Origin of the sequence: Saccharothrix longispora (assembly GCF_030852425.1) — a bacterium.
In the GTDB taxonomy this organism is placed as follows: Bacteria; Actinomycetota; Actinomycetes; order Mycobacteriales; family Pseudonocardiaceae; genus Actinosynnema; species Actinosynnema longispora.
This window is the reverse complement of the sequence record NZ_NSDM01000009.1, coordinates 351,982-365,951: the sequence shown is the minus strand read 5'-3', so window position 1 is coordinate 365,951 and position 13,970 is coordinate 351,982. Positions and strand designations below refer to the sequence as shown.

Below are 13,970 nucleotides of genomic sequence, written 5' to 3'. Positions count from 1 at the left end.
TGGGGCCGATCGGGAACTCGTGGATCGCGAACTTCGACGACTACTTCTGGGGCAAGGGGCCGGTCGGGCCGGACACCCTGCCGACCGTGGGCTTCTGGAAGATCTCCGGCTCCAGCTGACCCGCCGGTGGCGCCGGACAGGGGCCCGCCCGGGGCCCCTGTCCCCGTCAACCGATGACCACGACCCCGTCGAGGTCCGCGGTGGACCGGGGGCCTCCCACGGCTCGGCGCGAGGCGTGGGCCTCGTGCGGGGGCTGCTGCGGGCGCGGTAGGCCGCCGTCGTGCCGCGCCCGCCGCCCCGGTCGGGTCAGTACCCGACCTGGAAGGTGGCGTCCGCCCGGTCGGACGCGGTGGAGATCGGGTCGATCCGGAGGACGTAGCCCGCGTGGCGGAGGTAGCGGTCCGGGAAGTTGTGGGAGCGGAACGAGGACCAGGAGCCGTCCGCCAGGCCCGCGACCCTGGTGAAGGTGGCGTCCGCGTTGAAGGTCGCGCTGCCGTCCGGTGCGGCCAGGGTGATCGCGTAACCCGAGTGCCTCAGGTAGCGGTCCGGGTAGTTGACCGAGCGGAACGAGACGCCCGACGACGAGGCCAGGCCGGGGACCAGGCGCCACTGGGAGTCCTGGTACGGGTCGAACGGGTAGGGGTCGATGCGGGCCGCGTTGTCCTGGTGGCGGACGAGGTGGTCCGGGTAGTTGTACGACTTGATCCTGTTCCAGGTGGGTGCGCCCCAGCGGGACAGGAGGTTGTCGTGCTCCGCCCTGGTGATCGGGCAGATGGTGGGGTGCTTGGCGTTGAGGGGCTGGGTGTACCGGTCCTTCGTCAGCGGGGTCCAGGAGTCGGTGGCGATGTCGCCCGAACGCCACGCGTACAGCTCGCCGTTCACCGGGGAGAACGAGTCGCCCCACAGGAACCACTCGTTGCGGTCGTTGGCCTTGACCACGATCGGGGCTTCGATGCCGCCGGTCACGACACCCGCCGTGTAGGTGGTGAAGTTGCGGGGGTTCAACGTCGACGAGCGGGCCCCGTAGAGGCGACCGTCCACGAAGCTCTTGTAGTACAGGTAGTTCACGCCGTTGTGCGTGTGCACCGTGCCGTCCAGCACGTTGAAGCCCGGGTCGAAGAACAGCTGCGGCGACCCGACGGTGACGAAGTCGGTCGTGTAGTTGACGTAGAACGCGTCGCGCCCGCCGCTGTTGGCCGAGTAGAGGATGCCGTACTGGCCGCGGGCCGGGTCCCAGAAGGCCTCGGGCGCCCAGGTGTGGGTCGGCATCGAGTGCATGCGCAGCCGCCGGTAGCCGGTGAACGAGCGCAGGTCGGCCGAGTCCCAGGCGTGGATGTACTGGTTCTGCCGGGTGAAGTCGGTGCCGGTGAGGTCGGTCGCCAGGACGGCGAACCCGCCGGACTGCTTGCGGATGATGTGCGGGTCGCGCAGGCCGCCGGTGCCGGCGGTGGGGGTGGCGACGGGGTTGCCCTGGTTGAGCGGGGTCCACGTCAGGCCGTCGAGGCTCACGGCGAGGTGCAGGGCGTAGCGGTCGGCCACGCGGTTCGGTGATTCGGTGAAGTAGCCCATCACGTAGGCGGCGTCACCGGGCGCGGCGGACGCGGTGTGGCGGAGGACCGAGGACAGGGCGACGGCGGACGCGCCCCCGGTCAGGAACGTGCGTCGGTGCAGCATGGCAGGTGCTCCAAGGTGGGGGTGACCAGGAGGGGGGAGGCGGCCGGCGGTGGGCGGGTTCCGCCGGCCACCTGGTTCGGGGGAACGGGAACGGGCGGTCAGGACGCCGGTTCGCCGGAGGGGGTCGCCGATCGGGTGCCCGGGCGGGCGAGGCCGGAGTCGGGCGTGCCGTCGGGGTTCCGGGTCGGCGGCGTCGGCGGAGGCGGACTCCGGGACCTTGCCGTCGTGCGTCGACCGCGGCCGGTGCACCGCGGCGACGGCCCGGGGCGGCGGGGCGGGCGGGACCGACGTGGCGACGAGGACGGGCGACGATCTCATGGCTCGGCTCCCTGCGACGCTGCACGGGTGAACGCGATCGGACCCGCGTCCGGAGAACGGACGCGGACGTGGCGAGGTCGAGCGACGTGGAGGTGGCAAGCGCACCGGGCTCCGGGGTCCCCGGTGACCGCAGCACGTTCCTGTTAACGCTAACAGCACGGATGCGTCACGCTCAATACCCACTTCACCACGCAGCGTCGGCAACGCCCTGGAGTCGAACGCCTTCGACGAGGGCCGACGCACCCGGCCTCACCGGTGCGGTGTTAGCGATAACAGCATCTACCTGCGGTAAATCGATTCCACTCCCCGGCACCACGACGTCCCCACTTCGGCCGCGTATCGCGCTCAGGGGGAATTCCACGCCCCACATACGGTTCCGGTGACGACGCGAACACGCGCAGCGACACCCCATAGGCGATTTAAATAGTTTACGACCCGAATCCCGAATGGACGATTCGACCGTTCAGTGGCTTCCACATTACGAGACTCCCGGCGTAACGTTCCGCCCCGGCAAACCCGCCCCATCCGCCAAGGGCTGGAGAACACCGCACCATGAGCGTCGAGAACGCGGATTCCCGCGAATTCCTGGTCGTCCTGAACGACGAAGAGCAGTACTCGGTATGGTTCGCCGACCGCGACCTCCCCGCGGGGTGGCGAGCCGAGGGCACCCGCGGTAGCAGGGAAGACTGCCTGGCCCACATCGACGCGGTGTGGACCGACATGCGCCCGCGCAGCGTCCGCGAGCACCTCGCGGCGCACGGCGGCTGACACCGCCCGATCCGCCCCAGAACGACCGCCCTCACCCGACGCGCCCGTTGACCGCGGGCGTCTTCGCCGACCGCGAAAACGGCCTCCGGCAATAGCCGTCGGCCGGTTCGGTCGTGCACGTCGAAACACATCCGACCGGGAGGCTCTTGGTGCACACGGATTCGGCGCCGCGGTTCGCGCCCGCCCTGCCGCTGCAGAGCGGAATGATCGCGGCCGGGTTGCGGGACCCGTCCGCCGGGACCGACGTGATCCAGTGCGTGCAGCACTGGCCGCACGGCCTGGACACCACCGCCTACCTGGCCGCGTGGCGCGCGGCGGTCGAGCGGCACCCGGTGCTGCGGACCCGGTTCACCTGGCGCGCCGACGGCGGCATGGTGCAGTGGGCCGGCCCCGCGCAGGACGTCCCGGTGCTGGTGGACGACTCGGTGACCGACCTGGACGCGTTCCTGGCGGCAGACCGGCGGGTCGGGGTGGACCCCGTGTCGGCGTCCCCGCTGCGGGTCGTGGCGCTGCCCGGCGACGTGGTGGTCGCGACGTTCCACCACGCGATCCTCGACGGCCGGTCGCTGGCCATGCTGCTGGGCGAGGTCGACGACGACTACGCGGCACGCCTCGCGGGTGGCGCGGCGACCTTCCCGCCCCGCCCGGACTTCGCCGACTACGCCCGCTGGTACGACGCGCGGATCGCGCCCGACCACCCGGGGCAGCTCGCCGACCGGCGGTTCTGGGCCGCTGAACTGGCCGGGGCGCCGGAGCCCGGACCGCTGCCGCTGGAGCACGCGGGCCCCGACACCCCCGTGATGGCCACCGCCGCGCTCGACCTGTCCGCCGCCGAGACCGAGGCGGTCAACGCGCTGGCCGCCGGGGTCGGGATCACCGTGAACACGGTCGTGCTCGCCGCCTGGGGCCTGGTCCTGGCCACGCACGCGCGCGGCGACGAGGCGGTGTTCGGCGTGACCAGGGCAGCGCGGCACGGCACCGCCGAGGGCGCGAAGGACATGCTGGGCCTGCTGCTGGCGACCGTGCCGCTGCGGCTCCCGGTCGACCGGGACTCGTCGGTCGCCGACTGGCTGCGGGACGTGCGCGAGCGGTCGGTGCGCGCCCGCGACCACCAGCTGTGCCCGCTGCCCGACATCCAGCGGGCGGCCGGCCACGAGACGCCGCTGATGCGCAGCCTGGTGCTGTTCGAGCACAGCGAGGTCAACACCGTGCTGGCCGCGCGGCCCTCGTCGCCGCCGGACCGGCGCGTGCGCATCCTGCGGACCCCCGGCTACGCCATGACGCTGTACGCGTTCGCCGAACCGCACCTGAGCTTCCAGCTGATCCACGACACGGGCCGGTTCCCGGGGTGGGCCCCGGACGCGCTGCTCGCGCAGGTCCGCGCACTGCTCGCGGGCATGGCGCAGGCGCCGGGACGACCGGTGCGCGAGCTGGCCGAGCCGCGCGGGGCGGAACGGGTGCGGCTGCTGGAGCACTGGAACCGCAGCGACGTGGGGCTGCCCGACGACGCGACCGTGCCCGCCCTGTTCGCCGAGCAGGTGTGGCGGCGGCCGGACGCGGACGCCGTGTTCGACGGCGCGCGGTGGCTGACCTACCGCGAGCTGGACGAGCGGTCGGACCGGCTGGCGCACGTGCTCGCGGCCCGGGGCGCGGTGGCGGACCGGCCGGTGGGGCTGGCGCTGCCGCGCGGCGCGGACCTGGTCACGGCGATGCTGGCCGTGCTCAAGACCGGGGCGGCCTACCTGCCGCTGGACCCGGCGAACCCGGCGGCGCGCGACGCGGTGGCGCTGCGCGAGTCCGGCGCGTCGCTGGTGGTCGCCGACCGCCCGCGCCCGCTGCCGGACGGGGTGGGCGTGGTCGTGCTATCCGAGGTGGACCTCGACGCCGGGCCGACCTCGTTCGACGCCGTGCCCGCGCACCCCTCGGGCGTGGCCTACGTCAACTACACCTCCGGCTCGACCGGCAGGCCCAAGGGCGTCGCGGTGCCGCACCGGGGCGTGGTGCGGCTGGTCACCGGACCGAACTTCGCCCGCTTCGGGCCCGGGCGGACGTTCCTGCACCTGTCTGCGACCGCGTTCGACCTGACCACGCTGGAGGTGTGGGGCGCGCTGCTGACCGGCGGCCGGGTGGTGGCCGCGCCGGAGGGCCCGGTCGACCCGGCCGTGCTGGCGGCGCTGCTGCGCGAGCACCGGGTGAGCGTGCTGTGGCTGACCGCCGGGCTGTTCCACGCCCTCGACCCCGCGCTGACCGCCGATGTCGAGCAACTGCTGGCCGGTGGCGACGTGCTCGCGCCGGACGCGGTGCGCGCGTCCCTCGCGGCACGCGGCGGCAAGCCGGTGGTCAACGGGTACGGGCCGACCGAGAACACCACGTTCACCTCGTGCCACGTGATGACCTCACCCGACGAGGTGGGCGCGACCGTGCCGATCGGCGTGCCCGTGCAGCGCGGCGCGGTGTACCTGCTGGACGAGCTGATGCGGCCGGTGCCGGTGGGCGTGCCCGGCGAGCTGTACGCCGGCGGCGACGGGCTGGCGCGCGGCTACTGGGCCGCGCCCGCGCTGACCGCCGCGAAGTTCGTGCCCGACCCGTTCGGCGCGGAGCCGGGCGGTCGGCTGTACCGGACCGGCGACCTGGCGCGGTGGCGGCCCGACGGGGTGCTGGAGTTCGTGGGGCGCGCGGACCGCCAGGTGAAGGTGCGCGGGTTCCTGGTGGAGCCCGCCGAGGTCGAGGCGGTCCTGCGGGAACACCCGCTGATCGGGTCGGCGGCCGTGCTGCCGGTCGGTGACGGCGAGGCGCGGCACCTCGTGGCGTTCGTCGTGCCCTCGGGGCCGTTCGACGTCGACGCGGTGCGCGAGCACGTCGCCGGGCGGCTGCCCGCCTACCTGTGCCCCGCCAGGTACGTCCCGCTGGCCGAGCTGCCGCTGAACCGCAGCGGCAAGGTCGACCGGGCGGCATTGGACTCGGTCCGCGCCCCGGGCGCGCGGGGCGCGGACCGGACCTCCCCCGCCACCGGCACGCAGCGCCGGCTGGCCGGGCTGTGGCGACACCTGCTGGACGTGCCCGAGGTGTTCGCCGAGGACGACTTCTTCGCCATCGGCGGCAACTCGCTGCTGGCGGTGCGGCTGGCGTTCCGGGTGCGCGAGGAGTTCGGCGTGGAGGTGCCGGTGGCCGAGCTGCACAAGGCCCGCACGCTGGCCGCCTGCGCCGCCGCGCTGGACGCCCCGGGCACGTCGGGGGTCGCGCCGACGGCGGGCATCGCGCGGCGCGACCGGTCCGCCCACCGGGCGCCCGCCCCGCGCCCCGCGTCCCGGCCGGTCCCGGACCACCTGGTGGTGCCGGGCGGCGGGGGCGACTGGGCGGCGTGGCGGTGGGTCGAGCTGCGCGGCACCGGGTTCGGCGTCGAGCCGCTGCTGGCCGTGGCGAGCCCGGACGCGGCCCGCGCGGCGGAGGACGCGCTGGCCGCCGAGGACGCGCTGGGCGAGGCCCGGTGGGCGGCGTTCCGCGTGCTGCGGGAGGTCGAGGACCGGGCCTCGGGCGAGCAGCGGTCCGCGCTGCGCCGCATCGGGCGGCTGGTGCGCAAGGGCCGGTTCGCCGAGGCGCGGGCGGCACTGGCGGCCGTCGAGGCGGTCACCGTCACCACTCCCCTGCCCGCGCCCGCCGTGGTCGACACCGCCGGGGGCGGCGATGCGGTCGCGGTGGGGGCGGCGGAGCCGGGGGCGACGGGGGCCGAGGTGCAGCTCGTGGTGCCGCGTGAGGGGTTCGCCGAGGTGGGCGCGGCGCTCGCGGTGGCCTCCGGCGCCGCCGCCCGGCACGAGGAGCTGCTGGCCGACTACGCGACCCGGTTCGAGGAGGGCCGGCGCGCGGCGGCCGACGTGCTGCGGGTCGTGAGCGGCGACCCGAAGTTCCGCGAGGCGGTGGCGTGGCAGAACCCGCGCGCGCTCCAGACGGCCGTCGACGCGCTGCACCGGGCGCTCGGCGGCGACCGGCCCGCGCCGCGCAACGTCGACTACCGGCGCTGGGAGCACACCGTCGTCAGCTACCTCCAGCGCTACTGCGCGAAGAACGACACGATCGGGTTCTTCGGGCCGGTCGGCTGGGCGCGGGTCGAGGACGACGCGCCCGCCGCGCTGACCGCCCGCCCCGGGCCGAACCTGGTGGACTCGCGCACGGTCTACCTGGAGAACTGGGCCGTGCAGCAGCTCGCGGAGGCGTTGACGACCGACGCGGTGCGGCCGTGGGCGGTGCCGCGGCGGATGCCGTTCGTGCACGTCGACGGCGACACGCTGCACGTGCCGATGACCGGGCCGGTGCGGCTGCCCGCGCTGGACGCCGCCGTGCTCGCCGCGTGCGACGGCCTCACCGGTGCGCACGCCCTCGCCGAACGGCTCGGCGAACCCGAGCGGGACGTCTTCGACGCCCTCGAACGGCTGCGCCAGGCCAAGCGCATCGCGTGGACGCTGGAGGTGCCGCCGGAGGCGCTGGTGCCGCAGGAGTCGCTGCGGCGGCAGGTCGCGGCCATCGGGGACGACGCGGTGCGCGCGGCGACCGGGGCGAAGCTCGCCGAGGTCGAGCGCGGCCGGGACGCGGTCGCGGGGGCCGCGGGCGACCCGGACCGGCTGGTGAAGGCGATCGGCGACCTCCAGGAGACGTTCACCGGCATCACCGGCGCGGCGGCCGTGCGCAGGCCCGGCCTGTTCTACGCGGGCCGGACCGTGGTGCACGAGGAGTGCCGCCGCGACCTGGACGTCACGCTGTCCCCGGCGCTGCTGGAGACGCTGTGGTCGCCGCTGTCGCTGGTGCTGGAGGCGGCGCGCTGGTTCACCGGCGCGGGCGCCGCGCTGTACGGGCGGGCGCTGCGCGAGGTCTACCGGGAGCGGGTCGCCGCCACCGGGTCGGACCGGGTGCCGCTCGCGGACTTCTGGCTGTGGGCCAACGACACGATCTTCCGCCTCGACGAGCGGCTGATCGGGCGGCTCGTGCAGGCGTTGCAGCAGCGCTGGGCCACGGCGCTGGGCGCCGGGCGGCCGGGTGGGCGCGAGGTCCACCACCGCGGCGACGACGTGCGGGACGCCGTGCTGGCCGCGTTCGCCGCGCCCCGGCCGGGGTGGCGGGGCGCGGTGCAGCACAGCCCGGACGTGATGATCGCCGCGCGCGACGAGCAGGCCGTGCGCGAGGGCGACTACCGGTGGGTGCTGGGCGAGGTGCACCCCGGCGTCAACACCATGCGGTCGGCGCTGTTCGTGTCGCAGCACCCCGACCCGGAGCAGCTGCGCACGGCGATGGCCCGGGACCTGGGCGGGCCGCGGGTCGTGCTGGCCACCACCCGCGAGGAGGGCGGCACGCCGCAGCGGCTGGCCGACGCGCTCGTGCTGCCGCGGGACCTGAAGATCGTGTTCGGGCACGACGCGTGCGGGCCGGGCCTGGCGGGCGCCGTGCCGGTGGGCGCGTGCGAGGTCGTCGAGGTCGGCGGGCGGCTGCTGGCCCGCAGCCGGGACGGCCGGGTCGACCTCGACCTGGTCGAGCTGCTCAACGAGCAGGTCATGGCGCAGCTGGTGCAGCACTTCCGGCTGCTGCCGGCGGGCGAGCACACGCCCAGGGTGAGCATCGACCGGCTGGTCGTCGCCCGGGAGGGGTGGCGATTACCGGCCGCCAGGTCGGCGTTCGCCTTCGCGGCGGACGAGGAGACCCGGTTCCTGCGCGCGCAGGCGTGGCGCCGTGAGCACGGCATGCCGAGGTTCGTGTTCGTGAAGAGCCCGGTGGAGCACAAACCGTTCTACGTGGACCTGGAGAGCCAGCCGTCGGTCGAGCTGTTCGCCCACGCGGTGCGCGCGCTGGACCGCGAGAAGCCCGAGGCGCCGATGGGCGTGGGCGAGATGCTGCCCGGCCCGGACCAGCTGTGGTTGACCGACGCGCACGGCGCGCGGCACACGGCGGAGTTCCGCGTCGTGGCGGTGGACCGGCGGGGCTGGCCCGAGCGGGCCGGCGTGAAGAGGGGGGAGGGACTGCGATGAGCGCAGTGATACCGGAGGGCAGGGCGGACGAGGTCTTCCTGTTCCCCGCGTCGTCGGGGCAGCGCAGGCTGTGGCTGGTCGACCAGCTGCTGCCCGGCAGCCCCGTCTACAACATCGGCTGGCGGGTGGGGATCGACGGTCCGCTGGACGTCGACGCGCTGCGCGCCGCGCTGGACGCGCTGGTCGCGCGGCACGAGGCGCTGCGCACCCGGTTCGCGGTGGACGACGGCGTGCCCGTGCAGGTCGTGACGGCGGTGGCGCCCGTGCCGCTGCGCCTGGCCGAGGTGCCCGACGTGGACGAGGCGGTGCGCGAGGAGGTCGGCAGGCCGTTCTCGCTGCACGACGGGCCGCTGCTGCGGGCGAGCCTGCTCAACGGCGACGTGCTGGTGCTCGTGCTGCACCACGCGATCGCCGACGGCTGGTCGTGCGCGGTGCTGTTCGACGAGCTGGCGGTGCTGTACGCGGCCGAGGTGGGCGGTGCGCCCGCCGAGCTGCCCGAGCTGCCCGTGCAGTACCCGGACTACGCGGTGTGGCAGCGGGAGCAGGTCGACGGCGGCGCGTTCGCCGCCGGGGCCGAGTACTGGCGGCGCGCGCTGGACGGCGTGCCGACCGTGCTGACGCTGCCCGCCGACCACCCGCGACCGGCCGTCCCCACCGGCCGGGGCGCGGAGCTGCGGGCCGGGGTGGAGATCGGCGACGGGTCGTTCGCGCGGCTGCTCGCGGTCTTCCAGTGCGTGCTGCACCGGGTGACCGGCCAGGCGGACTTCCTGGTCGCCACGCCCGTCTCGGCCCGCACGCTCCCGGAGATGGAGGGGCTGGTCGGGTTCGTCGCGAACACCCTGCCGCTGCGCGCGACCTTCACGCCGGGCACGACGTTCGGCGAGGTCGTCGCGGCGGCCGAGGCGGCGACGGTGGCCGCGCTGGCGCACCAGGACCTGCCGTTCGAGCAGCTGGTGGACCTCGTCGCGCCGCAGCGCACCCTGGCGCACTCGCCGCTGGTGCAGGTGATGTTCGCGGTGGAGCCGGTGCCGGCCGCGCGGGTCGCGGGCCCCGTCGTGTTCCGACCGGGGACCGTGGCCAACGGCGGTGCGAAGTTCGACCTGTCGCTGACCGTGGAGCGGGACGGCGACCGGTGGTTCGCGCGCTGGCAGTACGACGCCGAGCTGTTCGACACCGCGTCGGTCGAGGCCCTGCACGCGGTGTTCGCCGCCGCCGTGCACGCCTCCCCCGCCGAGAAGGTGGCGGAGCTGGTGCTCACCGACCGGGACTTCGGCGAACGCGCGGTCGACGTGCCCGTCGGGACCGCCGCGGACCTGGTGCTCGCCGCGCTCGCCGAGAACCCGGACGGCGTCGCCGTCGAAGGTGTCGACGGCGGGTGCGAGCTGACCCGCGGCGAGCTGGACCGGGCCGCGAACCGGCTGGCGCACGTGCTGCTCGCCGCGGGCGCCGGCCCCGACCGACCGGTGGCGCTGTGCCTCGACCGGGGTGCGTCGGTGGTGACCGGCATCCTGGCCGCCTGGAAGGCGGGCGCGGGTTACCTGCCGCTGGACCCGTCGTGGCCCGCCGCCCGGCTCACCGCCATGGCCGAGGGCTCGGACGTGCCGGTGCTGGTCACCGACGGCGCGGCCCGCGAGGTCACCGGACCGCTCGACGGGCCGTGGACCGAGGTCGACCTGGACACCGCCGACCTGGCCGCGCAGCCCGACACCGCGCCGGCCGCCGTGCCGCAGCACCCCGGCGGCCTGGCCTACGTCATCCACACCTCGGGTTCCACCGGCAGGCCCAAGGGCGTGCGGTGCACGCAGGGTGGCCTCGCCGCGCTGCTGCGCGCCATGGTGGAGCTGACCGGCCTCGGCCCGGACGACCGGTTCGCGTCCATCACCACGCCCGCGTTCGACGTGTCCGCGGTGGAGATGCTCGCGCCGCTGGTGACGGGCGCGACGCTGGTCGTGGTGCCGGCCGACGACGTGGCGGACGGCGCGCTGCTGCGCGAGCGGATCGCGGCGACGCGGGCCACCGTCGTGCAGGGCGGTCCGGCGAGCTGGCGGATGGTCGTCGCGGCGGGCGGCGTGCCCGGGTGCGTGCGGCTGGCGATCAGCGGCGGCGAGGCGATGACCCGCGACCTCGCCGACGACCTCCAGCGCGGCGGCGCGGTGCTGATCGACGGCTACGGCCCCACCGAGACCACGGTGTACTCGGCCGCGGGCGTCGTGGCGCACGCGCCGGACCCGGTGCGGCTGGGCCCCGCGGTGCGCGGCACGTCGCTGCACGTGCTCGACCCGCTGCTGCGCCCGGTGCCGCCCGGCGTGATCGGCGAGCTGCACATCGGCGGCGCGGGCGTGGCCCGCGGCTACCACGGCCTGCCCGGGACGACCGCCGACCGGTTCCGGCCGGACCCGTTCGGCGGCACGCCCGGTGGCCGCCTGTACGCCTCCGGCGACCTGGTCCGGCGGCACGCGAACGGGAAGCTGGAGTTCCTGGGCCGCGCCGACCGGCAGCTCAAGGTGCGCGGCTACCGCATCGAGCCCGGCGAGGTCGAGGCCGTGCTGCGCGCCCACCCGGACGTGGCGCAGGCCGTCGTCGTGGCGTGGTCCGCGCACGCGGCCGACGTGCGGCTGATCGCCTACGTCGTGCCCGCCGGGCACGTCCCGGACGACGAGCTGCGCCGCCGGCTGCGACCGCACCTGGCGGCGGGGCTGCCGGAGTACATGCTGCCGGCGTCGGTCGTCGTGCTGCCGGAACTGCCGCGCACCGGCACCGGCAAGATCGACCGGGACGCGCTGCCGGCCCCGGTGTGGACGACCGAGGACGTCGAGCGCGTCGACCCGCGCGACGACACCGAGCTGCGCATGGCCGAGATCTGGCGGGACGTGCTGTCCATGCCGGCCGACGCGCCGCTCGGCGTGCACGACAACTTCTTCGCCCTGGGCGGCCACTCGCTGACCGCCACCCAGATGCTCGCCCGGGTCCGCACCGCGCTGGACGCGGACCTGCCGCTGGCCACGCTGTTCGCCGCGCCGACCATCGCCGAGCTGTGCGCCGGGCTCGCCCGGGGCACGGCCACGCGCGGTCCCGTGCCGCTGCTGGACCAGCTCGACGAGCTGTCCGACGCCGAGATCGACCGGCTGCTGGGCACCCTGGACGACGGGGACCTGCTGTGAGCCGGCACGCGCTGGTCGTCGGCTCCGGGCTGGCCGGCTCGCTCACGGCCGTCTACCTGGCGCGGCGCGGCTACCTGGTGCGGGTGCTCGAACGGCGCGGCGACCCGCGCGCGCCGGGCGTGCGCGAGGAGGGCCGCTCGATCAACCTCGGGCTGTCGCAGCGCGGGATCGTCGCGCTGCGCGAGATCGGGCTGCTGGAGGGGTTGGCGCCGCTCACCGTGCCGATGCGCGGCCGGGTCGTGCACCTGCCCGACGGGTTGCGGTTCCAGCCCTACGGGTTGGCGGAGGACCAGATCCTGCACTCCGTGCTGCGGCACGACCTGAACGTGGCGCTCGTCGACGAGGCGGAGCGCCGGGGCGTCGAGTTCCTGTGGGGCCACCGGGTCACCTCCGTGGACCGGGCCAAGCCCGCGGTCACCGCCCTCGGCCCGGGCGGCGAGGAGGTGCACACCGCGGACCTGGTGATCGGCGCCGACGGTGCGTTCTCCGCCGTGCGCGGGCACCTCGGCCGCGGCCGGCGGGTGGACCTGCACCAGGAGTTCCTGGAGTGGGGCTACAAGGAGCTGCTGATCCCGGTCGGCGACGACGGGCGGCCGCGCACCGAGCTGCGCGCGCTGCACGTGTGGCCGGGCGACGACGGGCTGATCGTGGCGCACCCCAACGCGGACGGATCGCTGACCGCCACGGTGTTCCTGCCGTTCGACGGCGAGCACGGCTTCGCCGGGCTCACCGGGCCGGGGAGGGTCCGGGACTTCTTCGCCCGCCGCTTCCCCGACACGCTGACCCTGATCCCGGACGTGGTGGAGCAGTTCCTCGACCACGAACCCGCGAGCCTGGTCACCGTGCGCACCTCGCCGTGGCACTCCACCACGGACGAGGGTCGCGGGATCGTGTTGATCGGCGACGCCGCGCACGCGGTGTACCCGTTCTTCGGGCAGGGCATGAACGCCGCGTTCGAGGACTGCTCGACCCTCGACCGCTGCCTGGCCGCCCACCCGCACGACCTGCCGCGCGCGCTGGCCGCGTTCGAGGCCGCCCGGAAGCCGCACACCGACGTGCTGGCCGAGCTGTCCGCGCGGAACTTCGTGGAGCTGCGGGACAAGCTGCGCTCGCCGCTGTTCCTCGTCCGCAAGAAGGTGGACCTCGCGCTGCACCGGCTGTTCCCCCGGAAGTGGGTGCCGCTCTACACGCTGATCGCGCACACCACCGTCCCCTACGGCGACGCCCTCGCCCGTGCCCGGCGGCAGGACCGCCTGCTGGACACGGCCCTCGCCGCCGCCGCAACGCTCGCCGGCGCCACCCTCGCCGGGCTCGTCGTCCGCTCCCGAGGCACCCGGTCCCCGGGCGGAAGGAAGGTGACGTGATGCTGGTCCACCCGACCGGCCAGGCCCACCCCCTGGTCGAACCGGCCGACTTCGCCGGTTCCCGGCTGCCCGAGGAGGTGGCGGCGCACGAACCGCAGCTGCGCGCCGTCTTCGCGTGGGCCGGCGAGTACCTGGGCGGCCCGCACCCCGACCTGGGCAGGCGCGGCGCGGTGTGCCCGTTCACCGACACCTCGTTGCAGCGCGGGCTGTTCTACCTGTCGGTGCGCGGCGGCACGCCGAGCGACCCCGACGAGCTGGCCGCGCTGCTGCTGCACTACCGCGACTGGTTCGCCGAGCTGGAGCCGCGCACCGGTCCGGGCGCGCAGTTCAAGACGATCCTGGTGCTGTTCCCGGACCTCGCGGAGTTCGGCGTGGTGGACCGGACGCAGGAGCTGCTGAAGGCCGAGTACACCCGGCTGGGGCTGATGCTCGGCGAGTTCCACCCCGGCCCGCCGCAGAAGGCGGGCCTGTGGAACCCGGCCTTCCGGCCGCTGCACAGCCCCGTCCCGCTGCTGGCGATCCGGCACATGGTGCCCACGGACTTCCCCTTCCTGCGCGACGACGACACCACGGTCGCCGCGTACCTCCAGCGGTTCGGCCGACGCGTCCCCACGCACCTGCGCGACGAGGTGCGGGCCGCCGCCGACCGCCTCTCGACCCCGGCGGGGAGCTGA

7 protein-coding genes are annotated in these 13,970 nt (G+C 75.2%); 6 read left to right on the top strand and 1 reads right to left on the bottom strand.

The features are described 5' to 3' along the window. Nucleotides 1-8: 8 nt before the first annotated feature. Entirely contained in the window at nt 9-119 is a 111-nt protein-coding gene (locus CKY47_RS37250) for a hypothetical protein (RefSeq protein ID WP_472909121.1), read from the top strand. A gap of 187 nt (nt 120-306) precedes the next feature. Here the strand turns inward: CKY47_RS37250 and CKY47_RS22290 are convergent, their stop codons facing one another. Beyond that, entirely contained in the window at nt 307-1,674 is a 1,368-nt protein-coding gene (locus CKY47_RS22290; RefSeq protein WP_306747887.1) for a glycoside hydrolase family 43 protein, read from the bottom strand. 870 nt (nt 1,675-2,544) lie between these two features. On the opposite strand from CKY47_RS22290, the gene CKY47_RS22285 reads away from it, so the two are divergent. The 5 genes from CKY47_RS22285 (at nt 2,545) to CKY47_RS22265 (ending at nt 13,970) form a co-directional block, all read left to right on the top strand. Next, nucleotides 2,545-2,760, top strand: coding sequence for an MbtH family protein (locus tag CKY47_RS22285; RefSeq protein ID WP_306747886.1), 216 nt, complete (start codon nt 2,545-2,547; stop codon nt 2,758-2,760). A gap of 149 nt (nt 2,761-2,909) precedes the next feature. Further along, a complete protein-coding gene (locus tag CKY47_RS22280; RefSeq protein WP_306747885.1) occupies nt 2,910-8,771 on the top strand; it encodes a non-ribosomal peptide synthetase in 5,862 nt (1,953 codons plus the stop codon). Next, nucleotides 8,768-11,932, top strand: a complete 3,165-nt coding sequence (locus tag CKY47_RS22275; protein ID WP_306747884.1) for a non-ribosomal peptide synthetase — start codon at nt 8,768-8,770, stop codon at nt 11,930-11,932. The genes CKY47_RS22280 and CKY47_RS22275 overlap by 4 nt, the downstream gene beginning before the upstream one ends. Beyond that, on the top strand, nt 11,929-13,296 hold the full coding sequence (locus tag CKY47_RS22270) for an FAD-dependent oxidoreductase (protein WP_306747883.1): 1,368 nt from the start codon (nt 11,929-11,931) through the stop codon (nt 13,294-13,296). The genes CKY47_RS22275 and CKY47_RS22270 overlap by 4 nt, the downstream gene beginning before the upstream one ends. Then, the gene (locus CKY47_RS22265) at nt 13,296-13,970 is read left to right on the top strand and encodes a DUF6875 domain-containing protein (RefSeq protein WP_306747881.1); all 675 of its coding nucleotides are present in this window, start codon (nt 13,296-13,298) and stop codon (nt 13,968-13,970) included. The genes CKY47_RS22270 and CKY47_RS22265 overlap by 1 nt, the downstream gene beginning before the upstream one ends.